At 63.7% G+C, this 23913-nt stretch carries 27 protein-coding genes; 14 read left to right on the top strand and 13 right to left on the bottom strand.

The genetic code is table 11. The features are described from left to right. Nucleotides 1-14: 14 nt before the first annotated feature. The 9 genes from gmhB to miaB all read right to left on the bottom strand — a co-directional run bounded on the left by gmhB (nt 15) and on the right by miaB (nt 9711). Nucleotides 15-602 carry a D-glycero-beta-D-manno-heptose 1,7-bisphosphate 7-phosphatase gene (gene gmhB, locus VPH40_RS13835; protein ID WP_072455078.1) on the bottom strand — a complete coding sequence of 196 codons (588 nt, stop codon included), beginning with the start codon at nt 600-602 and terminating at the stop codon, nt 15-17. After that, nucleotides 602-2704: a glycine--tRNA ligase subunit beta gene (gene glyS, locus VPH40_RS13830; protein ID WP_328573704.1), complete on the bottom strand. Its 2103-nt coding sequence runs from the start codon at nt 2702-2704 to the stop codon at nt 602-604. The genes gmhB and glyS overlap by 1 nt, the downstream gene beginning before the upstream one ends. A 39-nt stretch (nt 2705-2743) precedes the next feature. After that, on the bottom strand, nt 2744-3661 hold the full coding sequence (gene glyQ / locus VPH40_RS13825; protein ID WP_034780177.1) for a glycine--tRNA ligase subunit alpha: 918 nt from the start codon (nt 3659-3661) through the stop codon (nt 2744-2746). A gap of 147 nt (nt 3662-3808) precedes the next feature. Beyond that, the gene (lnt, locus tag VPH40_RS13820) at nt 3809-5332 is read right to left on the bottom strand and encodes an apolipoprotein N-acyltransferase (protein WP_328573703.1); all 1524 of its coding nucleotides are present in this window, start codon (nt 5330-5332) and stop codon (nt 3809-3811) included. 79 nt (nt 5333-5411) lie between these two features. Next, nucleotides 5412-6290 carry an HlyC/CorC family transporter gene (locus VPH40_RS13815; RefSeq protein ID WP_071075558.1) on the bottom strand — a complete coding sequence of 293 codons (879 nt, stop codon included), beginning with the start codon at nt 6288-6290 and terminating at the stop codon, nt 5412-5414. Between the two features lie 117 nt (nt 6291-6407). Beyond that, on the bottom strand, nt 6408-6830 hold the full coding sequence (locus VPH40_RS13810) for a DUF4259 domain-containing protein (RefSeq protein WP_099666558.1): 423 nt from the start codon (nt 6828-6830) through the stop codon (nt 6408-6410). 4 nt (nt 6831-6834) lie between these two features. Beyond that, a complete protein-coding gene (ybeY, locus tag VPH40_RS13805) occupies nt 6835-7299 on the bottom strand; it encodes an rRNA maturation RNase YbeY (protein ID WP_099666559.1) in 465 nt (154 codons plus the stop codon). After that, nucleotides 7283-8347 carry a PhoH family protein gene (locus tag VPH40_RS13800; RefSeq protein ID WP_099666560.1) on the bottom strand — a complete coding sequence of 355 codons (1065 nt, stop codon included), beginning with the start codon at nt 8345-8347 and terminating at the stop codon, nt 7283-7285. Before VPH40_RS13800 ends, ybeY begins: the two co-directional genes overlap by 17 nt. Continuing rightward, nucleotides 8344-9711: a tRNA (N6-isopentenyl adenosine(37)-C2)-methylthiotransferase MiaB gene (miaB, locus tag VPH40_RS13795; protein ID WP_328573702.1), complete on the bottom strand. Its 1368-nt coding sequence runs from the start codon at nt 9709-9711 to the stop codon at nt 8344-8346. The genes VPH40_RS13800 and miaB overlap by 4 nt, the downstream gene beginning before the upstream one ends. A 686-nt stretch (nt 9712-10397) precedes the next feature. Between miaB and VPH40_RS13790 the strand changes: the two genes are divergently transcribed. Continuing rightward, the gene (locus tag VPH40_RS13790) at nt 10398-10724 is read left to right on the top strand and encodes a hypothetical protein (protein ID WP_034746769.1); all 327 of its coding nucleotides are present in this window, start codon (nt 10398-10400) and stop codon (nt 10722-10724) included. A gap of 141 nt (nt 10725-10865) precedes the next feature. On the opposite strand, the gene VPH40_RS13785 is transcribed toward VPH40_RS13790, so the two are convergent. Then, a complete protein-coding gene (locus VPH40_RS13785; RefSeq protein WP_251350307.1) occupies nt 10866-11711 on the bottom strand; it encodes an HDOD domain-containing protein in 846 nt (281 codons plus the stop codon). Then, nucleotides 11708-12046, bottom strand: coding sequence for a hypothetical protein (locus tag VPH40_RS13780; protein WP_070257435.1), 339 nt, complete (start codon nt 12044-12046; stop codon nt 11708-11710). The genes VPH40_RS13785 and VPH40_RS13780 overlap by 4 nt, the downstream gene beginning before the upstream one ends. 201 nt (nt 12047-12247) lie before the next feature. Here VPH40_RS13780 and VPH40_RS13775 point away from each other — a divergent pair, with 201 nt between their 5' ends. Genes VPH40_RS13775 through VPH40_RS13760 form a run of 4 tightly spaced genes read left to right on the top strand, consistent with a single transcriptional unit; the run spans nt 12248 to nt 15005 of the window. Beyond that, nucleotides 12248-13825, top strand: a complete 1578-nt coding sequence (locus tag VPH40_RS13775) for a sensor histidine kinase (RefSeq protein ID WP_328573701.1) — start codon at nt 12248-12250, stop codon at nt 13823-13825. Between the two features lie 15 nt (nt 13826-13840). Then, a complete protein-coding gene (locus VPH40_RS13770; protein ID WP_099666564.1) occupies nt 13841-14428 on the top strand; it encodes a DUF1697 domain-containing protein in 588 nt (195 codons plus the stop codon). Next, entirely contained in the window at nt 14428-14829 is a 402-nt protein-coding gene (locus VPH40_RS13765; RefSeq protein WP_328573700.1) for a DUF3224 domain-containing protein, read from the top strand. The genes VPH40_RS13770 and VPH40_RS13765 overlap by 1 nt, the downstream gene beginning before the upstream one ends. Further along, complete coding sequence (locus VPH40_RS13760) at nt 14826-15005, top strand: hypothetical protein (protein ID WP_099666566.1); 180 nt, start codon at nt 14826-14828, stop codon at nt 15003-15005. The genes VPH40_RS13765 and VPH40_RS13760 overlap by 4 nt, the downstream gene beginning before the upstream one ends. Nucleotides 15006-15101: 96 nt before the next feature. On the opposite strand, the gene VPH40_RS13755 is transcribed toward VPH40_RS13760, so the two are convergent. Next, entirely contained in the window at nt 15102-15503 is a 402-nt protein-coding gene (locus VPH40_RS13755) for a hypothetical protein (protein ID WP_328573699.1), read from the bottom strand. 332 nt (nt 15504-15835) lie between these two features. On the opposite strand from VPH40_RS13755, the gene VPH40_RS13750 reads away from it, so the two are divergent. From VPH40_RS13750 to VPH40_RS13735, 4 genes are read left to right on the top strand one after another with little or no spacing between them, the layout of a single operon-like run. After that, on the top strand, nt 15836-16189 hold the full coding sequence (locus VPH40_RS13750) for an ArsR/SmtB family transcription factor (RefSeq protein ID WP_035822023.1): 354 nt from the start codon (nt 15836-15838) through the stop codon (nt 16187-16189). An 8-nt stretch (nt 16190-16197) separates the two neighbouring features. Next, nucleotides 16198-16623, top strand: coding sequence for a YeeE/YedE family protein (locus tag VPH40_RS13745; protein WP_328573698.1), 426 nt, complete (start codon nt 16198-16200; stop codon nt 16621-16623). An 8-nt stretch (nt 16624-16631) separates the two neighbouring features. Beyond that, a complete protein-coding gene (locus VPH40_RS13740) occupies nt 16632-17063 on the top strand; it encodes a YeeE/YedE family protein (RefSeq protein ID WP_328573697.1) in 432 nt (143 codons plus the stop codon). Between the two features lie 45 nt (nt 17064-17108). Continuing rightward, on the top strand, nt 17109-17966 hold the full coding sequence (locus tag VPH40_RS13735; protein WP_328573696.1) for a ChaN family lipoprotein: 858 nt from the start codon (nt 17109-17111) through the stop codon (nt 17964-17966). A 17-nt stretch (nt 17967-17983) separates the two neighbouring features. Here the strand turns inward: VPH40_RS13735 and VPH40_RS13730 are convergent, their stop codons facing one another. Beyond that, nucleotides 17984-18811, bottom strand: coding sequence for an IclR family transcriptional regulator domain-containing protein (locus VPH40_RS13730; protein ID WP_328573695.1), 828 nt, complete (start codon nt 18809-18811; stop codon nt 17984-17986). Nucleotides 18812-18977: 166 nt separating this feature from the next. Between VPH40_RS13730 and VPH40_RS13725 the strand changes: the two genes are divergently transcribed. The 5 genes from VPH40_RS13725 (at nt 18978) to VPH40_RS13705 (ending at nt 23898) form a co-directional block, all read left to right on the top strand. Continuing rightward, complete coding sequence (locus VPH40_RS13725) at nt 18978-19676, top strand: 3-oxoacid CoA-transferase subunit A (RefSeq protein WP_328573694.1); 699 nt, start codon at nt 18978-18980, stop codon at nt 19674-19676. A gap of 10 nt (nt 19677-19686) precedes the next feature. Further along, a complete protein-coding gene (locus tag VPH40_RS13720; RefSeq protein WP_328573693.1) occupies nt 19687-20328 on the top strand; it encodes a 3-oxoacid CoA-transferase subunit B in 642 nt (213 codons plus the stop codon). A gap of 39 nt (nt 20329-20367) precedes the next feature. After that, the gene (pcaF, locus tag VPH40_RS13715) at nt 20368-21570 is read left to right on the top strand and encodes a 3-oxoadipyl-CoA thiolase (RefSeq protein ID WP_328573692.1); all 1203 of its coding nucleotides are present in this window, start codon (nt 20368-20370) and stop codon (nt 21568-21570) included. A gap of 258 nt (nt 21571-21828) precedes the next feature. Next, entirely contained in the window at nt 21829-23124 is a 1296-nt protein-coding gene (locus VPH40_RS13710; protein ID WP_099666574.1) for an MFS family transporter, read from the top strand. 78 nt (nt 23125-23202) lie between these two features. Continuing rightward, a complete protein-coding gene (locus VPH40_RS13705) occupies nt 23203-23898 on the top strand; it encodes a fumarylacetoacetate hydrolase family protein (RefSeq protein WP_289900331.1) in 696 nt (231 codons plus the stop codon). The last annotated feature ends 15 nt before the right edge of the window (nt 23899-23913 follow it).

Here is a 23913-nt window from a genome sequence, read left to right as displayed (position 1 = left end):
CGGTTCTCCGAAGATTAGATACTGAATGCCACTGTGGGCGCCGGTGTCGCTGGCGCCTTGAGCAGGTGGCTGACGACGGCGGCCAGGTCGGGGAAGACCTGGGTGCCAGGCGGCAGGCCGCCCGTTTCATTGGTCTTCTCGCCCTTGCCCGTCAGGACCAGGTAGGGCACGCAGCCGCTGATGAAGCCTGCCTGCAGGTCGCGCAGCGAATCGCCGACCGTGGGCACGCCTTTCAGGCTGGTGTTGTAGCGCTGCGAAATTTCATGGAACATGCCGGGCTTCGGCTTGCGGCAGTCGCAATTGTCCGCGCCCGCATGCGGGCAAAAGAAGATGGCATCGATATCGGCGCCCACCTGCTGCGCCAGGGTATGCATCTTCTGGTGGATCGCGTTCAAGACCGTCATGTCGAAATATTCGCGCGCGATGCCCGACTGGTTCGAGGCGATGACGACGCGATAGCCGGCCTGGTTCAGGCGGGCGATCGCTTCGAGCGAACCGGGTATCGGCAGCCATTCGGCAGGCGACTTGATGAAGTCCGGCGAGTCATGATTAATGACGCCGTCGCGGTCGAGAATAATCAGTTTCAGCGCCGGCGTGCCCATTATGCCGCCAGCTTCGAAATGTCGGCGACGCGGTTCATCATGCCGTGCAGCGACGACAGCAAGGCCAGGCGGTTGTTGCGCAGGGCGACATCCTCGGCCATCACCATCACGTCGTTGAAGAAGCCATCGACGTCGTCGCGCAGCTGCGCCAGCGTTTGCAGGGTGCTGGTGAAGTCGCCCTTGGCGAAGGCCGCGTCAACTTCCGGCTGCACGCGCGAGACGGCGGCGGCCAGTTTTTTCTCCGCCTCGTCCTGCAGCAGCGCCACGTTGACGCCGCCGGCGGCGACCTGGCTCACGGCTTCTTCGTTCTTTTTCAGGATGTTCGTGATGCGCTTGTTGGCGGCGGCCAGCGAGGCGCTTTCCGGCAGGGCGGCAAACGCCTGCACGGCTTCCAGGCGCTGCACGATGTCGTCCAGGCGGTCCGGATTCTGCGCCACGACGGCTTCGATTTCATTCGGCGAGAAACCGCGCTCGCGCAGGATGCCGCGCAGGCGATCCAGCATGAAGGTGGTGACGTCCGCGACCGGGTCCTTGAAGCCGGGAACGGCTGCGAACTGCGCAGCCGCATCGGCCAGCAAGCCCTGGATCGACAGGGGCAAGCGTTTTTCCAACAGCATGCGCAGCACGCCCAGGGCATGGCGGCGCAGCGCGAACGGATCCTTGTCGCCCGTCGGCGCCAGGCCGATGGCCCAGATGCCGACCAGGGTTTCGAGCTTGTCGGCCAGCGCCACGGCGGTGCCGGTGGCGGTCGATGGCAGGCTGTCGCCGGCAAAGCGCGGCTGGTAGTGTTCGGAGGCGGCCAGCGCCACTTCTTCCGGTTCGCCATCATGGCGCGCGTAGTACGTGCCCATGATGCCTTGCAGCTCGGGGAATTCGCCCACCATGTCGGTCAGCAAATCGGCCTTGGCCAGCAGGGCGCCGCGTTCGGCCAGGGCGACGTCATATTGCAGCTTGGCGGCGATGGCGCCGGCCAGCGACTTGACGCGTTCTGTGCGGGCCGCCTGCGTGCCCAGCTTGTTGTGGTAGACGACATTGGCCAGCAGCGGCAGGCGCGATGCCAGGGTTTTCTTCTTGTCTTGCTCGAAGAAGAACTTGGCGTCGGACAGGCGCGGGCGCACGACGCGCTCGTTGCCGCCGATGATGTGCTCTGGCGTGTCCGTCTCGATGTTCGAGACGATCAGGAAGCGCGAGCGCAGCTTGCCTTCGCTGTCCGTCAATGCGAAGTATTTCTGGTTCGTCTGCATGGTGAGGATCAGGCATTCCTGCGGCACGGCCAGGAATTCTTCCTCGAAGTGGCACTCATACACGACCGGCCATTCGACCAGCGCCGTGACTTCATCGAGCAGCGCTTCGGGCATCAGCACCTGGTCGGCACCGGCCTTGTCCAGCAACTGGGCGCGGATGCGCTCCTTGCGTTCCTCGTTGCTGGCGATGACGCTGGCGTTGAGAATCAGCGACGGCGCATAGTTTTCCGCGTGCGCGATGGTGATCGGTTCGCCGTCGGTGAGGAAGCGGTGGCCCAGGGTGGTGCGGCCGGCCGTCAAACCCAGCAAGGTCAATGGCAGGATATTGATGCCGTGCAGGGCGATCAGGCTGTGGGCCGGACGCACGAATTGCACGGTGGTGCCGTCCGGGCGCTGATAGCTCATCAGCTTTGGAATCGGCAGCTTGGCGGCCGACTCGGCCAGGGCAGCTTGCGCGCCCGTGGCGAGCTGGCTGCCGGGCGCCGTGTAGGTGTAGAAGAAGCTTTCAGCCTTGCCGTCGGCGGCGCGTTCCAGCTCGGCCACCGTCAGGTCGGGGAAGCCCAGCGCGGCCAGTTTCTTGGCCAGCGGCGGGGTGCCGTTGCCGTTCGCGTCCAGCGCCACGGAGACGGGCAAGACTTTTTCGCGGATCGATTTATCGGGCGAGACTTCACGCACGTTGGTGATGGAGACGGCCAGGCGGCGCGGCGAGGCGTAGCTGGTGGCGACGCTGTCGGCTTCCAGGAAGTCGCGCGCCTTCAGGCCGTTGACGATGCCGGCCGTGAAGGCGGCGCCCAGTTTGGCCAGCGCTTTCGGCGGCAGTTCTTCGGTCAGCAGTTCGATGAGCAGTGTTTGGTTCATGGTGTTCTTGTCTGGTACGGCGGTGTATGAGCTAGGCGATCAAGCGGCGGCGGGTTGGTCTGCGGCGGGCAGCATCGGGAAACCGAGGCGCTCGCGCGAGTCGTAATACGCTTGCGCCACCAGGCGCGACAGGGTGCGCACGCGGCCGATGTAGGCGGCGCGTTCCGTCACCGAGATGGCGCCACGCGCATCTAACATATTGAAGCTGTGCGAGGCCTTCATGATCTTTTCGTAGGCGGGCAGGGTCAGTTGCAGCTCGATCAGGCGCTTCGCTTCCGCTTCGTAGTTGCCGAACTGTTCGAACAGCAGGTCCGTATTCGCGTGCTCGAAGTTGTAGGTCGACTGCTCCACCTCGTTCTGGTGGAAGACGTCGCCGTAGGTCAGCTTTTTCGTGACCCCGTTCTCTTCCCACTCGGTCCACACCAGGTCATACACGTTTTCCACGCCTTGCAGGTACATGGCCAGGCGTTCGATGCCGTAGGTGATTTCGCCCAGCACGGGCTTGCAATCGAGGCCGCCCACTTGCTGGAAGTAGGTAAATTGGGTCACTTCCATGCCGTTCAGCCAGACTTCCCAGCCCAGGCCCCAGGCGCCCAGGGTCGGGCTTTCCCAGTCGTCCTCGACGAAGCGCACGTCATTCTGCTTCAAATCCAGGCCCAGGGCGGCCAGCGAACCCAGATACAGGTCGAGGATGTTTTCCGGCGCGGGCTTGAGCACCACCTGATACTGGTAATAATGCTGCATGCGGTTCGGATTTTCGCCATAGCGGCCATCTTTCGGGCGGCGCGACGGCTGCACATACGCGGCGCGCCAAGGTTCCGGGCCGATCGCGCGCAGGAAGGTGCCGGTGTGGAAGGTGCCGGCGCCGACTTCCATGTCGTAAGGCTGGAGCAGGGCGCAACCTTGCTTGTCCCAATAGGTTTGCAAGGTCAGGATAATTTGTTGAAATGTGAGCATCGTATGAGTTCGCCGCGCGGGAGGCTGCGCTTTGTTAAGGTTTGCTTGAAGCCCGGGCGCATGCTTGGAAGCGCGTCCGGGCCGGGGTTTTGCTAATTTTAGCGGTTTTTACGGGCCCACTGTGACTCTTCGGGCAATATCGGCCGCTTATTGCTGCGCAGCGCGGCCACGGCGGGCGGCGCGCGACAGCAGGAAGGCCGTCAGCAGGGCCAGCGCGGCTAGGGCCAGCACCAGTTTGTTGCCGTAAAGAATGTATGGCGTCATGCCGCCCATGCCTTGCACCTTGGCCGCCAGGGTGGCTTGCTGTTCCGGCGGCAGCAGGCTTTGCACCACGCCCTTGCCGTCGATGACGGCGGTGGCGCCCGTATTCGTCGAGCGCAGCATCGGGCGGCCCGTTTCCAGGCTGCGCATCTGCGAAATCTGCAAGTGCTGTGGGATGGCGATCGAATCGCCAAACCAGGCCAGGTTCGAGATATTCAGCAGCACGGATGCCGACTGCTTGCCGCTGCGGTGGGCGCTGGCCAGCTGGCCGGCGATTTCCTCGCCAAACAAGTCTTCGTAGCAGATATTCGGCAGCACCAGCTGGTCGCGCACGGCCAAAGGCGCTTGCACCTCGGCGCCGCGGCCCATGTCGCCCAGCGGGATGGCCATCATGGCGACAAACCAGTGCAGGCCGGGCGGCACGAATTCGCCGAACGGCACCAGGTGGTGCTTGCGGTACTGGTAGTACGAGTACGGTCCCGGCGTGCCGTTGGGCGTGATCCCCACGGCCGCATTGTAGAAGCGCTGCTGCTCGTCGAGCACGGGCATGCCGACCAAAATCGAGCTGCCCGTCTGCCGCGCATACGTCGCCAGGCTATCCAGATAGCCGGGCGGCAGCTGGTGCGGCAGCACGGTGACGGCCGTTTCCGGCGTGGCGATCAGGTCGGCCGGCGCGCTGGTGATGGCGCCCTGGTACATCTGCAGGGCGCCCAGCACGAAGCCGGGGTCGAATTTCTGCTGCTGCGGCACATTGCCCTGCAGCAGGCGCACCGTGATCGGGCGTCCGACCGGGTGCGTCCACGCCACGTACTGCAAGCCGATGCCGGCCGCGTACAGCGCGATGATGCCGCCCAGCGCGAACCAGCGCGTGCGGTGCGTCAGCAAGAGCAGGGCGCCGGCCGACAGCGCCGCCAGCCAGCCCAGGCCATAGGCGCCGACGATGGGGGCGAAGCCGGCCAGCGGGCTGGCGTTGTGGGCGTAACCGGTGGCCAGCCACGGGAAACCCGTAAAAAGCCAGCCGCGCGTCCATTCGAACAGGGTCCAGGTCGCGGGCAGCACCAGCAGGGTCATGGCGGGCAGGGACAGCACCCAGCGCTGGCGCAGCCAGGCGGCCGCGCCCATGGACAGGGCCACGTAGATGGCCATCAGGAGGGCTAGCAGGGCCACTGCGATGGCGGCGATCGGCGCGGCCATGTCGCCATAGCGGTGCATGGAAATGTACAGCCAGTGCGTGCCGGCCGCGCACCAGCCGAAGCCGTAGGCCCAGCCGATCAGCGCGCCGCCCTTGACGCTGGACGAACGCAGCACCTGGTAGAACAGCACGCCCAGGCTGAGGATTTGCAGCGGCCAGTAGCCGAAAGGGGCGAACGCCAGCACGGCGACGGCGCCGGCGATGGTGGCAGTCAGCATGCGCGCCCACGTGCTGCGGGGCGGTTTGGCGGGGGCGTTGGGGTCAGCGCGTCTGAAACGCATTTACAGCACGCGCATGTCAGAGTTCCAGTTCCGGCACGTTGGGCAGGCGCTCGACCAGCAGCACGTGCACCTGGCGCGCATCGGCGCGCAGCACTTCGAAGCGCAGATTGCCCAGGTCGAAGATGTCGCCCTTGTGCGCCATGCGTCCCAGGTACTTCGACACGAGGCCGCCGATGGTGTCGACATCGTCGTCCACCAGGTGGCTGCCCACTTCTTCGTTGAATTGTTCGATCTCGGTCAGCGCCTTGACGCGCCAGCGGGGGCCGAACTGGCCTTCCTTCAGCGAGAGGATGTTGTCCTCGGCCTCGTCGAAGTCGTATTCGTCCTCGATATCGCCGACGATCTGTTCCAGCACGTCTTCGATGGTGATCAGGCCGGCGACGCCGCTGTATTCATCGACGACGATGGCCATGTGATTGTGGTTGGCGCGGAAATCGCGCAGTAGCACATTCAGGCGTTTCGATTCGGGGATGAAGATGGCGGGGCGCAGCATGTCGCGGACGTCGAAAGTTTCTTCTGCGTAATAACGCAGCAAGTCTTTCGCCAGCAGGATGCCGATGACCTTGTCGCGCTCGCCTTCGATCGCGGGGAAGCGCGAGTGGGCGGTGGACAGGACTTCCGGCATCCATTCCTCGATCGGCTTGCTGATGTCGATGACATCCATTTGCGAGCGGGGAATCATGATGTCGCGCGCACAGAGATCCGATACCTGAAACACGCCTTCGATCATCGACAGGGCGTCGGCGTCGATCAGCTTGCGTTCATGCGCATCGTGTAGAACATCGAGCAATTCTGCACGGTTCTCTGGCTCGGGGGAAATGAGTGCGGTCAGGCGTTCAAACAGTGACCGGTGGGGCTTGACGTCAGTTCTGACGCCACTAGGGTGCTCGGGCATAGGAGGCGTGAGCCGTTGTTGCGAAGGGATATAGGATACACCAAAAGTGGGGGAATACCGGATTTCCCCGCTTTTGATGCAAATTTAATACGTCGAAGTGCGCCGTTGCCCGATGTTTTACGCGGCGTCCGGGCCCAGCACGCGTGCGCGCAAGGCCGCTACGTCGGCTTGCCAGTCGGCGAAATGCTCGCTGTCCTGCCACAGCTGGCGCAGTTCCGACGACTCGGCCGTGATGCGCTCGAAGGCCAGGCGCGCCTTGTCCAGCAGCGGCGGCGTCACCTTCTTCTTGCAGGCGGCGACCCACTCGTCCACTTCCGCCGTGGCAGGATCGTCCTCGCCCGGCTTGCCCAGGAGGCGGGCGATCACTTCCAGCGCGGCCAGCGCTTCGGCGGCGAACGGCGCTTCCAGCTCCGCTTCCTGGCTGTCGATGACGTTGTCGAGCGTCGTCTCGACCAGTTCCAGGGTTTTATATTCGTGCAAGTCCTGCGCCCAATCCATGGCGTAGTCGTTGCCGAAGGCGTCAGTGGCCCAGGTTCCCATGGTCTTACTCCTTGTACGGGTCGGTGATGCCGAGTTTTGCGAGGATGTCCGTTTCCAGGCCCTCCATTTCGGCCGCTTCTTCGTCATCCATGTGGTCGTAGCCCTGCGCATGCAGCACGCCGTGCACGATCAGATGGGCCGTGTGTTCTTCCACGCTTTTCTTCTGTTCCGCCGCTTCCTTTTCCAGCACGTCGGTGCACAGGATGATGTCGGCGCGCGTCGGCTCGTCGTCGCTTAACTCTTCGCCTTCGTTGTAGGCGAACGTCAGCACGTTGGTGGCGTAGTCCTTTTCGCGGTAATCGCGGTTCAAGGTACGGCCTTCTTCCGCGTCGACGAAGCGGATGGTGAATTCGGCGGGGGCGAACAGGGCCGCCTTGACCCAGCGGCGCACTTTCGGGCGCGTGATCAGGGTTTCCAGGCGGGCGTCCGGGTATTGCACGGACAGGGACAGTTTATTTTTTTCGGACATTTTTGGCGGCAGCTGGTTTCAACAAGGGGAGTAACTGGGCGGCGTCGGCGTTGGCCGCCTGCGCCGTTTCATAGGCGTCGACGATGCGCGCGACGAGTGGATGGCGCACCACGTCGGTGCTGTTAAATTGCGTGAAGCCGATGCCGCGCACGTCTTTCAATACGTGCACGGCGTCGATCAGGCCGCTCGTCTGGCTCTTGTGCAGGTCGACTTGCGTGACGTCGCCCGTCACCACGGCCTTGCTGCCGAAGCCGATGCGCGTCAAAAACATCTTCATCTGTTCGACGGTGGTGTTTTGCGCCTCGTCAAGGATGACGAAGGCGTGGTTCAGGGTGCGCCCGCGCATGTAGGCCAGCGGGGCGATCTCGATCACCTGTTTTTCAAACAGTTTTTGCGTGCGGTCAAAGCCCAGCAAATCATACAGCGCATCGTAGAGGGGACGCAGATACGGGTCGACCTTTTGCGCCAGGTCGCCCGGCAGGAAGCCCAGGCGTTCGCCCGCTTCGACGGCGGGGCGCGTCAAGATGATGCGCTTGACGGCGTCGCGTTCGAGCGCGTCGACGGCGCAGGCGACGGCCAGGTAGGTTTTGCCCGTGCCCGCCGGGCCGACGCCGAAGCTGATGTCGTGCTCGAGGATGTCGCGCAGGTAGGCGATCTGGTGCGGCGTGCGCCCGCGCAGGTCGGCGCGCCGGGTTTTCAGCACGGGGCTGGCGATATCCGGCTCGACGAAGGTGCTGACGGGCGCGTTGGCGTGGTGTTCCGAGGCGGCGGACAGGCCCGCACGCTGTTCCACCAGGGCCAGCTGCACTTCTTCCAGCGGCACGACCTTGTTGGCGATGGCGTAGAACTGTTCGAGGATTTCCACGGCGCGTTCGGCATTGCTGCCGCCGACGATGAATTTCTCGCCGCGGCGGAAGATCGTCACGTCGAGGGCGGCGGAAATCTGGCGCAGGTTTTCATCGAGGGGGCCGCACAGGTGCGCCAGGCGCGTGTTGTCGAGCGGCTCGGGGATGAAGTAATGCGGCTGTATCGGGGCTTTGGTTTTCAACTGGCTCTTTTCAATGCGGGTGCGCTGGCGACGAGTTCGCCGCGCAGGGTGTAGGAATGGCTTTCGGTGATGCGCACGTCGACCAGCTGGCCGATCAGTTGCAAACCGTCGGGGCCGGCGTCGAAATTGACCACGCGGTTGTTTTCCGTGCGGCCTTGCAGTTCGCGATCTATCGTATCCTTTTTCGAACGGCCTTCGACGAGGATGGTTTGCACGGTGCCGACCATGGACAGGCTGTATTTGCGCGTGTTGGCGTCGATGACCGCTTGCAACTGTTGCAAGCGAGCCAGCTTGACGTCATGCGGCGTGTCGTCTTCCAGGCTGGCGGCCGGCGTGCCGGGGCGCTTGCTGAAGATGAAGCTGTAGCTGTTGTCGAAGCCCACGTCGGCGATCAGCTTCATCATGGCGTCGAAGTCGGCCTGGGTCTCGCCGGGGAAACCGACGATGAAGTCGGACGAAATGGCCATGTTCGGGCGCACGGCGCGGATGCGGCGGATGATGGATTTGTATTCGAGGCCCGTGTAGCCGCGCTTCATGGCGCCCAGCACCTTGTCGGAACCGTGCTGCGCGGGCAAATACAGGTGGTCGACCAGCTGCGGGATCTTCGCATAGGCGTCGATCAGGCGCTGCGTGAATTCCTTCGGGTGGCTGGTGACGAAGCGCATGCGTTCGATGCCGGGGATGTCGGCCACGTATTCGAGCAGCAGGGCGAAATCGGCAATGTCTCCGCCTTCCATCGCGCCACGGTAGGCGTTGACGTTTTGCCCCAGCAGGGTGATTTCCTTGACGCCCTGGGCGGCCAGGCCCGCCACTTCCGTCAGCACGTCCTCGAAGCGGCGCGACACTTCCTCGCCGCGCGTGTAGGGCACGACGCAGTAGCTGCAATATTTGCTGCAGCCTTCCATGATGGAAACGAACGCCGAGGCGCCTTCCACCTTGGCCGGCGGCATGTGGTCGAACTTTTCGATTTCCGGGAAGCTGATGTCCACTTGCGCGTCGCCGCTGGCGCGGCGCAACTCGATCATCTGCGGCAGGCGGTGCAGGGTTTGCGGGCCGAAGACCATGTCGACATACGGCGCGCGCTTGACGATGGCGTCGCCTTCCTGCGACGCCACGCAGCCGCCCACGCCGATCAGCAGGTGCGGCTTGGCCAGTTTCAGCTCGCGCAGACGGCCCAGGTCGGAAAACACTTTTTCCTGCGCCTTTTCGCGCACGGAGCAGGTATTGAGCAGGATCACATCGGCATCTTCCGGCGTGTCCGTGCGCACCAGGCCATCGGAGGCGCCCAGCACGTCGGCCATCTTGTCCGAGTCGTACTCGTTCATCTGGCAGCCGAAGGTTTTAATGAATACTTTTTTCTGCATGGCGTCGGGTGCTTATCGGTAAATGTGGCGGCAAATAAGTGGGACAAATAATGGAGCAAATCAGTGTGGCTGCAAATAAGCTGGGCAGGGGGCTTGCGCTGTGCGCCGCTCGGGGCGGGAGGCGGTGGATGACCGGCCGGGCGCCTCTGGCTGCCCGGCGGCAGGCTCGCTGCAAGTTCAGGCCATAGTTTAGCGTAAATCGCCGGGGCGGGCCATGTTGTGCTTACCTTGCCGACAAGGTTGTCGCCTGTATATGTGGCCCTGAGTAGTGATGCTCAAAAGCATTTATTGCCGTGCGACACCATTGATTTGTAACAAGTTGCTGCAAAGCCTTGTGTGCGCCCGCTGGCATCCTAATGTGTTGAAATAGCATCGTTGCCAAGCCAACCAGCAGCTTGATTGATATTTAACAATCAGGAAGTTTGCGCGAGGCGCAGATGCTGCGTGTTTGGGCTAGTATATTGCCTTATATGCAATTCATTTCAGTGAATTGCACGTGCTTTTACTCACGCGGCAAATTGCGTACGTTGGCTGGGCGTGGCTGTGCGAGTCCTGTGCAGGCAGTGCGATACGGAGGAAGGGCGGGGGAGGGCTGAATCCGATGACAGACGTTTATTTGAACACTCTAAGCCAGCCTTAAGTTCGTATCGGCATTATTTTCTACATTCACCAGACGAGGAAAAATCATGGCACATCATGCATTAGCATCGCAAGAGAGTTACAACCCGAACCACCTGCTGGATATTCTGCTGAGCAAGATGCAGCTGAAAAACGATGCAGCCCTGTCGCGTCTGCTCGAAGTGGCGCCACCCGTCATCAGCAAGATCCGCCATCACCGCTTGCCGGTCGGCGCCTCGCTGCTGATCCGCATGCACGAAGTGACGGGCATGAGCATCCGTGACCTGCGCGACTTGATGGGCGACCGCCGCACCAAGTATCGTCTGTCCGACGCCCAGGGCCGTCCAAAGGCGGAAGACCGCGGCGATGCGCAAGAATCGAATTACGCGCACTGATGCGGCGGTGGCGCGCTGACTGTGCCGCTTGCGTAGCTGCTGGCGGCAACAGGCCGGCGTGGACCGTGCAGCATGGACACACCGCAGTACCCTTGACGGCTTTCGCTTCGCAGCGAGAGCCGTTTGCGTTTGCGGCCATGTTTAGCTCAGCAGTGCCGAGGTGATTTCGTCGTAGCGCAGTTCCGTCTCGCGGAACAGCTGCAGATACGTGTCTTCGCCCAGGCCCAGCGCATCCCAGGCTACCGGCGAGACGCGCGGCACCATGTCGTCGCCCGCCTGCGCCAGGTCGAGCGCGCAGACGACGGCATTGGCCACGTGGATCAGCGACGCGAGGAAGCCTGCTCCCGGCGTGTCCGGCTGCAGATAGTTGCCCAGCGCCAGGCGCATCGTGTCGGAAAAATTCCAGTGTTCGGCCAGCGCCACGCCGGCCTGCACGTGATCCACGCCCAGTACGGTTTGCTCCGCTTCGAGCAGGCTGCAATCGTGCGCCGCCTGGTGCGCGATGACTTGCGCATAGTGCGCGGGGAAACTGCTGACCAGCACCAGGCGGCCGATGTTGTGCAGCAAGCCGGCCGTGAACGCGTAATCCTGGTTGAAGCGGATTTGCCGCGCCAGCACCTTGGCGCAGGCGGCCGTCGCCACCGAATGGCGCCAGAAGGCTTTGTCGTCGAAACCGGGGCAGCGTCCTTCCGGGAAGCAACCCGTGATGGCCGCCGACGTGATCAGGCTGCGCGTGGTCTGGAAGCCCAGGTAAGTGATCGCCTGCTGGATGGTGGTGGCTTTCACCTGCAAGCCATATTGCGAGGAGTTGGCCAGGCGCAGGGTTTTCGCCGTCAGCGCCTGGTCGTACGACACTTTTTTGGCCAGCACGGAAATATCGACGTCTTCCTGGTCGATGCTGTTCAATAGTTCCATGACGACGGCGGGCAGCGAAGGCAAGTCATCGAGGTGGGCGACGATGTCGTCGAGCGTCAACTGGGTGCTCATGCGGCCTCTCCCGTGCCCAGGCGGTAAGCCGTGACATAGCTGCGCAGCAAGGTGGTGGCCGCGTCCAGGGGATCCTCGGGGTCATGCTTGCGGAACAGATAGGCCAGCCGTTCGCTGTCGGCCGCCTGTTGCGCGGCGATTTCTTCCGGCGAGGGGGGCGGCGCCTGGATCGGCAGCATGTCGATGTTGTGGCGCGGCATCAGGGCCAGCATGTTTTCCGTCAATACCGCGCCTTGCGGCAACAGCACTTGTCCATGCGCATCGAGCAAGACATCCGACAAGACCATGCCAGGACGAACTTGTTCCAGGGGTAGATGTTGATGCATGACCGCCATGACGACTCCTTAGATGATTGCGGGATATTACCATTGCCATGACGCAATGTCTCAACCTGTATCAAGGCCTGGTGGAAAACGGCATTGCTGTAAATCTTGCCAATAAGCATGTCATACCGTACATTTGATTCAGGCTGTTGTCCGCTGACGTCACTGCGCCCGCGCCGCGGGCTGGCGGCCTGGCCCGGGGAGTGTTGATTGATGGTGAGTATCCAAGTCCGGCTGACCCTGCTTTTTGTCGTGATCGTCACCCTGGTGCTGGGCATTTCGGGTAGCTATACCCAATATACCTTGAGCAAGGAACTCGAATCGGGCAGCGCGCGTCTGCGCAGCGGCGTGCTGACGCGCTTGCAGACCAGCTTGCCGTCCGCCCTGTGGGACCTCGACAAATCCAAGGTCGACAGCATCGTCGCGGCCGAAATGCTGCCGCCGGAACTGGTCGGCATCCGCGTCTACGACGCCTCCGTCGGCCTGTTCGCGGGCGAAGTGCGCGACGCGGCCGGCACCCTGGTGCCTTTGACCTCCGACGTGGCCATGGGCGGCACGCCCGTCGAGGCGCCGCTGGTGTTCCGCGACGCCGTGGCCGCGGCCACGGGCGGCAAGCCGGTGATCGTCGGCAAGGTCATCGTCAATTTCAGCCGTGCCCAGATCGATGCGGCCCTGCGCGGCGAAGTGCGGCGCAAGGTGCTGGAAGTGTTGCTACTTGACATCATTTTGGTGGGCGCCCTGGCGCTGAGCCTGCGCATCGTCTTTGGCCCCTTGAAACAGTTGCGCGACGGCTTGTTCGACCTGGCCACGCGCGGCAGCGATGACGTCGAAGAGCTGCCGGAAAACCGGCGCGACGAGCTGGGCGACGTGATCCGCGGCTTCAATGCCGTGCAGCGCAAGCTCAAGTCCATCATCGAGGGCAGCCGCGAGGCGGAAGACATGGCGCGCCGCTCGCAGCAGGAGACGGCGCAGGCCATGGACGAATTGCGCCGCGCGCAGGAATCGTTGCTGCAGTCGGAACGCCTGGCCTCGCTGGGCAGCCTGGTGGCGGGCGTGGCGCATGAAATCAACACCCCGGTCGGCATCGCGCTGACCAGCGCCTCGGTGCTGAAGGAAGCCACCGATGGCATCAGCGCGGCGGTGGCGGGCGGCAGCGTGAAGAAGACCGATATCGTGCGCTACCTGGAAACGGCCGGCGAAAGCGCGCGCCTGATCATGAACAATGCCTACCGCGCCGCGCACCTGATCCACAGCTTCAAGCAGATCGCCGTCGACCAGGTCAGCGAAGCGCGCCGTTTGTTCGAATTGCGCGACTATATCGGCGAAGTCATCTCGAGCCTGCAGCCGACCCTGAAAAAGACGCGCATCCGCATCGATATCGATTGCCCGCCCGGCATCATGCTCGACAGCTATCCGGGCGCGCTGGCGCAGGTGCTGACCAACCTGGTCCTGAACTGCGTCGAGCACGCCTTCGATGCGGACTCGGACGGCCACATCCATATCGGCGTGCACGGCGACAACGACTGGATCGCCATGCAGGTGCGCGACAATGGCCGCGGCATCGCGCCCGACATGCTCGACCGCGTGTTCGACCCGTTTGTCACCACGCGGCGCGGACAGGGCGGCACGGGCCTGGGCTTGAATATCGTATTCAACTTGATTGCCAAGCAGTTTGGCGGCACCATCACGGTCAGCAGCACCTTGGGGCAGGGCGCGACGTTCCTGCTGCGCCTGCCCAAGGTGACGCCATTGCCGGAAGGCGCCGCCAGCGTTCCGGCCGGCCAGGCATAGGCAAGGAGACAACACATGGCACAGATGGAAAATAGTCAGCAAGTGGCGCTTTTGCGCGGGATCAATGTCGGCCGCGCCAAGCGCGTGGCCATGGCCGACCTGCGCAAGCTGCTGGGCGACCTGGGCTTTGCGCAGGTGCGTACCGTGCTCAACAGTGGCAACGTCGTGTATGACGGGGGCAAGGTCGCGCCGGCCGACGCCGCTGCCCGCATCGAGGAAGCGCTGGTGCTGAAACTGGGCGTGGCGGCCCGGGTGACGGTGCTGTCGGCCAGCCAGTTTGCCGAACTGATCGAACAAAACACCCTGGCGCCGGCGGCCGATGCGGCGCGTCTGCTGACCTTGGTGCTGAACAATCCGGCCGACATGCAGCGCCTGGCGCCTCTGGCGCAGCGGCCGTGGCAGCCGGAAGCGCTGGTCCTGGGGCGCTGGGCCGCGTATGCCTGGTGTCCCGATGGCGTGTTGGCCAGCAAGGTGGTGGCGGCGCTGGGCGTGCTGCTCGGCGATGGCGTCACCTCGCGCAACTGGGCCACCATGCAAAAATTGCATGTGCTGCTGAACGGGCCGGAGGCGGCCGCCACCTCTTCATTTTCCAAGGAGTACTGATGCCTACCATTCGCGGTACCTTCGACGTCATCATCACCCCGGAAACCTTGTCGGACACGGCCGCGCAATCGGGGCTGGGACGCCTGTCGCTCGGCAAGCGCTACCACGGCGCCCTCGACGCCAGTGCGCGGGGCGAGATGCTCAGCGCGCGCGCCAGCGTGGCGGGCTCGGCAGGCTATGTGGCGCTGGAGCGGGTGGAAGGCACGCTGGACGGGCGTCACGGCAGTTTTTATTTGCAGCACAGCGGCACGATGACGCGCGGCGCGCCCGCCTTGTCGGTGACGGTGGTGCCCGATACGGGGACGGAGCAATTGCAAGGCCTGTCGGGCAGCCTGGCCATCCGCATCGAAGAGGGCAAGCATTATTATGCTTTCACGTATGAGATTGCTGACACGCCATGAACTGGGAGATCGTCAAGGGCGTGCTGATATTGCTGGTCGCCGTCAGCGTCCTGGGCACGGCCTTCGTGCTGATTTCCGCCTCGGGCACGGACAAGGCGGCCTGCATCGCGCGCGCCCTGAAGTCGGGCATTCCTGTGGGTAATATCGAACGGGTTTGCCGCTTGCTGGACAAGTGAGCATCAAGTGAGCATCAACCCAGGCACGGCAGGCAAAAAAATTCCGCGCAAGGCGGAATTTTTTTTAAGGCAGCGGCATCGGCTGCCGGAATAGGGTCAGCTATCGAATTTTTCCTGTTTTTCACCGTGCATGCTAAAGGCCAGCAAGCCCAGCCCCACCAGCAGCATCGAGACCATGCTCGCTTCGGGCACGGGCGGCGGCACGTTCGTTTGCTGCACGGGCGGGGCCGTGGCGGCTGCGGACGGAGGCAGTGCGCCGTGGCGCGCACCGGTGCTGCTCCAGCGCGGGGCCGCGTTGAGCATGGTGCCCTGCGCCAGCAGGCGCGCATACGGCAAGTCCGGTGTGTCCCAGCCGGGATTGTCGGCAGTGCTGGTGAAACCGAGACTGTCGTCGCTCACGACCTGGGCGTGTGTCGTGGGCGGGGGGCTGGCCGCCGCACTGCCGGCGCACGCCAACAGCGCCAGCATGGCCATGCCTAGCGGCTGAAGTAACTTCATCTTTGACTCCCTGGTTCACCGTGCGGTGCGGTCGAAAACCGGCCTGCGCCTGGACGGACAATGCGCCTGTACGGGGGCGTATCACGATTTTTCTGAAGAGCTCTTATTACAGCACAAATCGTGGCAATTTTGCTACGCTTATTTACTTTAAATTACGAATATTTATCATTTTGATAGCGTGATGGCTATCGCTGCCGCACACTTCGCATGAGCACGCTATCGCCGAAAAACACTGTTGTTTTTTTGTGCGAATCGCCAGCAGGAAAACAGTATATTGATTAGTATATTGTTTATCGCATGATGATCAATATGACCGCCTGTGGGAGGGCACGATGGAGACAGTCGCAACACAACACGCCGAATACAACCTCGACGCCATGCGTGGCTCGGCCTACAAGGCCAGCTCGCTGCTCAAGGCCATGGGCAATGCCGACCGATTGATGCTGCTGTGCCAGCTATCGCAGGGCGAGCATTGCGTCAGCGACCTCGAACAAAAAGTGGGCATCGGCCAGCCGACCCTGTCGCAGCAACTGGGCGTGCTGCGCGAAGAGATGCTGGTGGCCACGCGGCGCGACGGCAAGCAGATCTATTACCGCGTCGCCAGCGCGCCCGTGCTGGCCGTGCTGCAAGTGCTGTACGCGCAATTTTGCGCGCCACGCCCCACGTTCAACGACGAAGCGGACTGAGTATTTCCATGTACATCGACTGGCAGCATTTCACGCCGTGGGCCTCGCTGGCCGGCGGCATGCTGATCGGCCTGGCCGCGGCCCTGCTGATCCTGTTCAATGGCCGCATCGCCGGCATCAGCGGCATCCTCGGCGGCTTGCTGCGGCCGCGCCGTGGCGACCTGGCCTGGCGCATCGCCTTTCTTGCCGGCCTTATCGGCACGCCCTTGCTGTATTCGCTGTGGCAAGCCTTGCCGCCCGTGCAGATCGATGCGGGCACGCCCGCCCTGATCGTGGCGGGCCTGCTGGTGGGCATGGGCGTGCGCTATGGCGCCGGCTGCACCAGCGGCCACGGCGTGTGCGGCCTGTCGCGCCTGTCTCCCCGTTCGCTGGCGGCCACCATCGCCTTCATGGCGGCCGGTTTCCTCACCGTCTATCTGTTGCGCCATCTGTGAGCAAGCTTATGAGCAAGCTGATCCTTTCCCTGTTGAGCGGCTTCGTCTTTGGCCTGGGCCTGATCGTTTCCGGCATGAGCAACCCGGCCAAGGTGCTCGGCTTCCTCGACCTGGCCGGCGCCTGGGACCCGTCGCTGGCGCTGGTGATGGGCGGCGCCATCGGCGTGGCCCTGCCCGCCTTCTGGCTGGCGCGGCGGCGCAGCACGGCACTGCTGGGCGAACCCATGCAATTGCCAGTATCGCGGCGCATCGACCGGCGCCTGCTGCTGGGCAGCCTGGCCTTTGGCGCGGGCTGGGGCATCGCCGGTTTCTGTCCCGGCCCCGCCCTCGTCTCCCTGCTGGCGGGCCAGCCGAAGGCGTGGCTGTTTACCGGCGCCATGCTGGCCGGCATGCTTGTCTTTGAAGTGCTGGAGCGCCGCAAGCTGCCGGCGCCGGCCTGAGACGGTACAATCTGGCGCATCGCCACTTGAAGATACCCGCCTGACATGAAAACCGAGATTTTCCGCGCCGGCGCACGCGCCGCCCTGTTGTGCAGCGTGCTGGCGCTGGCCGCCTGCGGCAGCTTGCTGAAGAAAGACGCTCCGCCTGCTCCCGTGCCCGTGGCCGACACCTTGCCCAATCCGCAAGTGTTGCTGCTGGGTGAAGTCCATGACAATGCGCAAGGCCAGCGCCTGCGCGTCGAGGAATTGCGCCGCCGCCTGGCGACCGGCTGGCGTCCCGTGATTGTCATGGAACAGTTCGACCGCGAAAACCAGGCTTTGCTGACGCGCGCCGCGCGCGATTGCGCCGACCCCGACTGCATCATCCGCGTGATGGAACAGCCGCGCTGGGACTGGAGCTTGTACCGGCCCGTGCTGGACCTCGTCATCAGCTACCAGCTGAGCCTGGTCGCCGGCAACCTGTCGCCCGCCGATGCCTCGCGCATCGTGCGCGATGGCATCCAGTGGGCCATGCCGCCGGCCATGGTGGCCACGTACCTGGCCGCGCCCGTGCCGGCAGACATCCTGGACGGGCAAGAGAAGGAAGTCCAGGCGGCCCGCTGCAATATGCTGCCCGACATGATGATCAAAGGTGTCGTCAACGCCCAGGTGGCGCGCGATATCTGGATGGCCAAGCTGATCCGCGACCAGGCGCCGCGCGACGTGGTGTTGATCGCCGGCAACGACCACGTGCGCAAGGATATCGGCGTGCCCCGCTGGCTGAAGCTGGCCGACCCGCAGCTGAACGTGCGCAGCATCGGCTACCTGGAGCAGGGCGGCAGCGGCTACAAGGGCACGTTTGACCTGACGCAAACGATGCCCGCGCAACCGCGCCCGGACCCGTGCGCCAAATTTAAGAAATAAGGTTCAAGCAATAAGCGCTACTGCTGCACGCGCACCAGGGCGCTGACCCGGCTTGCCGTGTCGAGCAGTTTCGGCAAGCTGTGTTCCAGCAGGTGCGCGACGGACGGCCCCGCCGTCTGGCCGCTGACGTTGATCGCCGCCACCACCTTGCCGGCCCGGTCGAACACGGGCGCCGCCAGGGCGATCAAGCCCTGTTCCAGCTCTTCCTGCACCAGGCACCAGCCCTGGCGCCGTACTTGCGCAATCTCTTCCATCAAGACGTCGATATCGACCTTGGTCGCCGGCGTGATTTTCAGCAACGCCATCTTCGACAGCCGTTCGCGCAGCACCTCGGGCGCCAGGCCCGACAGTAAAACCCGTCCCATCGAGGTGCAGTAGGCGGGCAGGCGGCTGCCGATGCCCAGGTTGATCGACATGGTGCGGTGCGCGGACAGGCGCACCACATACACGATGTCGTCGCCGTCGAGCACGGTGGCCGAGCACGACTGGCGCAAGGTCTGCATCAATTCTTCCAGCAGCGGCTGCGCCTGCGTCCACACGGGCAGCGACGACAAATAGGCATAGCCGAGGTCGAGCACCTTCGGCGTCAGGCGGAACAGCCGTCCATCCGCTTCCACGTAGCCAAGATGCAACAAGGTGTGCAGGATGCGCCGCGCGCCCGCACGCGTCAGCTGCGCCCGCTCCGCCACTTCGCTCAGGGTCTGTTGCGGCGCGTCCGCGCCAAAGCTGCGCAGCACGGCCAGGCCCCGCGCGAACGATTGCACATAGCTGTCGCCAGGACGCGGCGCGCCGTCGGCATCGAGGGTTTCTTCGGCGGAAAGGGGCGTGCTGCTGCGTGCGGTCATGGCGATTCCAATTGGTCAAGGTGGCAATTATAGCCATGGGGCCGGCGAAAACGGCAAATTGACAAGCGCCCCGATCAGGCATATTCTCACGAATAAGTTCTAAATACGAATATTTGTTCGTCATACGAACAAATATCTGATGGGTTTGATTGGGAGGAGACAGGCAATGATCGACAAACTGCGTTCCAGCGTGCTTGATGCGCTGGCCGATATCCACGATGGCGCCACCGTCATGATTGGCGGCTTCGGCGGCGCGGGCCAGCCGGCCGAGCTGATCGACGGCTTGATCGCCCAGGGCGCGCGCGACCTCGTCATCGTCAACAACAATGCGGGTAATGGCGACACGGGCCTGGCCGCCCTGCTGAAAAACGGGCAAGTGCGCAAGATCATCTGCTCGTTCCCCCGGCAGGCCGATTCCCACGTGTTCGACGCGCTGTACCGCGCGGGCAAGCTGGAGCTGGAATTGGTGCCGCAGGGCAACCTGGCCGAGCGCATCCGCGCCGCCGGCGCCGGCATCGGCGGCTTTTTCACGCCCACGGGCTATGGCACGGACTTGGCCAAGGGCAAGGAAACGCGCGAGATCGACGGCCGCATGTATGTGTTCGAGTCGCCGATCCACGCCGACTTCGCGCTGATCAAGGCGGAGCAGGGCGACCGCTGGGGCAACTTGACCTACCGCAAGACGGCGCGCAACTTCGGCCCCATCATGGCCATGGCCGCGAAAGTCAGCATTGCTTCTGTGCATGAAGTTTCTGAACTGGGCAGCATCGATCCCGAGCACGTCATCACGCCGGGCCTGTTCGTGCAGCGCCTGGTGCAAGTGCCGCGCACGGCCACCGGCCCCGCCGGCTTCAAAGCTGCCTGAGGAATATCAAGTGAATAAATGGAATCGAGATCAAATGGCGGCCCGCGTGGCGGCCGACATCCATGAAGGCAATGTCGTCAACCTGGGCATCGGCTTGCCGACGCTGGTGGCGAACCACTTGCCGGCCGGCGCGGACATCATCCTGCACAGCGAAAACGGCGTGATCGGCATGGGCCCCGCGCCCACGCCGGGAGAGGAAGACTACGACCTGATCAATGCTGGCAAGCAACCCGTCACCCTGCTGGCCGGCGGCAGTTACTTCCACCACGCCGACAGCTTCGCCATGATGCGCGGCGGCCACCTGGACATCTGCGTGCTGGGCGCATTTCAAGTCTCCGCCACGGGCGACCTGGCCAACTGGCACACGGGCGCGCCCGACGCCATTCCCGCCGTGGGCGGGGCCATGGACCTGGCCATCGGCGCGAAAAAAACCTGGGTCATGATGGAGTTGCTGACCAAGACGGGTGAAAGCAAGCTGGTGCAGGCATGCACGTATCCGCTCACGGGCATAGCCTGCGTCAGCCGCATCTACAGCGACCTGGCCGTGCTCGACCTGTCGCCCGCCGGCGCCACGGTCGTCGAACTGGTGGACGGCTTGAGTTTCGAACAGTTGCAAGCGTTGACGGCCGTGCCGCTGACGGACGGACGTTAATTTACCGCCCATTCAATACACTTTCTTGGAGGAAAGAACATGACCCATGCTTACATTTGCGACGCGCAGCGCACGCCGTTTGGCCGCTATGGCGGAGGACTCGCCGGCGTGCGCGCCGACGACCTGGGCGCCGTGCCCATCCGCGCCTTGATGGCGCGCAACCCGAATGTGGACTGGAACGCCGTCACCGACGTGCTGTACGGCTGCGCCAACCAGGCGGGCGAGGACAACCGCAACGTGGCGCGCATGGCCGCCCTGCTGGCCGGCTTGCCCGACAGCGTGCCGGGCGCCACCCTGAACCGGCTGTGCGGCTCGGGCCTGGACGCCATCGGCAGCGCCGCCCGCTTCATCAAGAGCGGCGAAGCGGGCTTGCTGATCGCCGGCGGCGTGGAAAGCATGAGCCGCGCGCCGTTTGTCATGGGCAAGGCGGACAGCGCCTTTTCGCGCGGCATGAAAATGGAAGACACGACCATCGGCTGGCGCTTCATCAATCCCTTGATGAAGGCGCAGTACGGCGTCGATTCGATGCCGGAAACGGCGGAAAACGTGGCGTCGGACTTCGGCATCAGCCGTCTTGATCAGGATGCGTTCGCCCTGGCCAGCCAGGTGAAAGCGCTGGCGGCGCAGCAGGCGGGCGTGTTCGACAGTGAAATCTGCCCCGTCAACATCGCCCAGAAGAAGGGCGACCCTGTCATCGTTGCCCGCGACGAGCATCCGCGCGCCACCACCCTGGAAACCTTGACGAAACTCAAGCCCGTCGTGCGTGCGGATGGCACGATCACGGCCGGCAACGCGTCCGGCGTCAACGATGGCGCGGCGGCCCTGCTGCTGGCCGACGAGGCGAACGCGGCCCGCTATGGCCTGACGCCGCGCGCCCGCGTCGTGGCCATGGCCACCGCCGGCGTGGCGCCCCGCATCATGGGCATCGGCCCCGCGCCCGCCACCCTGAAAGTGCTGGCCATGACGGGCTTGACCCTGGCCGACTTCGACGTCATCGAACTGAACGAAGCGTTTGCCGCCCAGGGCCTGGCCGTGCTGCGCCAGCTGGGTTTACCCGACGACGACCCGCGCGTGAACCCGAACGGCGGCGCCATCGCCCTGGGCCACCCGCTGGGCGCGTCGGGCGCGCGCCTGGCCATGACGGCCGTCAACCAGCTGCACCGCACGGGCGGGCGCTATGCCTTGTGCACCATGTGCATCGGCGTGGGCCAGGGCATCGCGCTGGTGCTGGAACGGGTCTGACCTCCAGCGCGTCCGGGCAGGCACCATGCACTGTGCACTGTGCACTGACACAAGATGCGGCATCGGCATCGGCCAGGGCATCGCGCTGGTGCTGGAACGGGTCTGATTCCGCCCGCCCGCAGGTGAAAAAAGTTGCCGGCGATACGTATTAACGCGTATGCCGGCCGGCTTTTTGACCCTGATCAAGGGCGTATGATGCAAAACCAGCCAGGGCAACCCGGCTGGCGTTGGCTTTTTCACACGAACAAGAAGACTGATATGACATCCCACGATACTCCGCATGACGTTGCGCAGCTGACATCCCAGCAGCGCATCAAGGCCATCATTGGCGCTTCCTCCGGTAACCTGGTCGAATGGTTCGACTTCTACATTTACTCGTTCTGCGCGCTGTACTTCTCGCACGCCTTCTTCCCTTCTGGTAACCCGACGACGCAGCTGCTGCAGACGGCCGGCATCTTTGCCGCCGGCTTCCTCATGCGTCCCGTGGGCGGCTGGCTGTTCGGCCGCATCGCCGACAAATACGGCCGCCGCCAGTCGATGATGATTTCCGTGCTGATGATGTGCGGCGGCTCGCTGATGATCGCCGTGCTGCCCACGTATGAAACCATCGGCGCCTTCGCGCCGTTCCTGCTGCTGGTGGCGCGCCTGTTCCAGGGCTTGTCCGTGGGCGGCGAATACGGTACCAGCGCCACCTATATGAGCGAAGTGTCGGAATCGGGCAAGCGCGGTTTCTTCGCCTCGTTCCAGTACGTGACCCTGATCGGCGGCCAGTTGCTGGCCTTGCTGGTGCTGGTGGTCTTGCAGCAATTGCTGACCCTGGAAGAATTGCGTGCCTGGGGCTGGCGCATCCCGTTCGTCTTCGGCGCCCTGGCGGCCCTCGTGTCGCTGAACCTGCGTAAATCCCTGACGGAAACGACCACCGCCAGCGAGCGCAAGGACAAGGACGCTGGCAGCCTGCGCGGCTTGCTCAAGCACAAGCGCGCCTTCATCACCGTGCTCGGCTTTACGGCCGGCGGCTCGCTCGTGTTCTACACGTTTACCACCTACATGCAGAAATACCTGGTCAACACGGCCGGCATGGATACCAAGACGGCCAGCGCCGTCATGACGTGCGCCTTGCTCGTCTACATGATTTTGCAGCCGGTGTTCGGCGCCTTGTCGGATCGCATCGGCCGCCGCACCTCGATGCTGTTCTTTGGCGGCCTGGCCACCCTGTGCGTGTTGCCGATCATGCATGCCTTGAAAGACATCACCAGCCCGTACGCGGCGTTTGGCCTGATCATCATCGCGCTGGCCATCATCAGCTTCTATACGTCGATCAGCGGCTTGATCAAGGCGGAAATGTTCCCCGTCGAAGTGCGCGCGCTGGGCGTGGGCCTGTCGTATGCGGTCGCCAACGCCATGTTCGGCGGTTCGGCCGAATACGTGGCGCTGCAGTTCAAGGCCTGGCACGTGGAAGAGTATTTCTATTGGTACGTGACCATCATGTGCCTGATTTCCTTCATCGTGGCTATCCGCATGCCGGACCCGAGCCGCTCGGGACTGCTGAAGTAAGCTTGCCGTAAAATAAGGGGACACTGCGGTGTCCCCTTTTTCATCACCGCCTTTTTATCGTGCCGATCAGGAGTTTCCATGTCGTATGTCATTGCCGCAGCCATCCAGCCCAGCGTTCCCGTCAGCGGCAGCGTTGATACTTTCCCCGTCCACCGCATCTATTGCGTGGGCCGCAACTATGTCGACCATGCCCAGGAAATGGGCCACACGGGCCGCGAGGCGCCGTTTTTCTTCATGAAACCTGCCGACGCCGTGCTGCCCGTGCCTGCCGGCACGACGGGCGAGTTGCCGTATCCGGCGCAGACGCAGGATTTCCAGCACGAGATGGAACTGGTGGTAGCCATCGGCAAGGGCGGCAGCGATATCGGCGTGGCCGATGCGCTGAGCCACGTGTGGGGTTATGCGATCGGCCTGGACATGACGCGCCGCGACGTGCAGGGTGCCGCGAAAAAGCAGGGCCGTCCGTGGGAGACGGGCAAGGCGTTCGAGCACTCGGCGCCCATCGGTTCCATCACGCCGGCCGCGCAGGCGGGCGACGTCAGCCATGCCGCCATCACCTTGCACGTGAATGGCGAGCTGCGCCAAAGCAGCAGCATCGACATGCTGATCTGGAATGTGGCGGAAACCATCGCCGACCTGTCGACCTACTTTACCTTGCAGCCCGGCGACCTGATCTACACGGGAACGCCGGCCGGCGTGGCGGCCGTGCAGCGCGGCGACGAGCTGGTGGGGGCCATCGATGGCCTGGAGACCTTGCGCGTGAAAGTGGTCTAAGTTGTCAAGGAGACT

This window comes from Janthinobacterium sp. P210005, assembly GCF_036231865.1.
Classification (GTDB): Bacteria; Pseudomonadota; Gammaproteobacteria; order Burkholderiales; family Burkholderiaceae_D; genus Janthinobacterium; species Janthinobacterium kumbetense.
The sequence above is the reverse complement of the archived record's forward strand: the minus strand, read 5'-3'. Positions and strand labels throughout refer to the sequence as shown.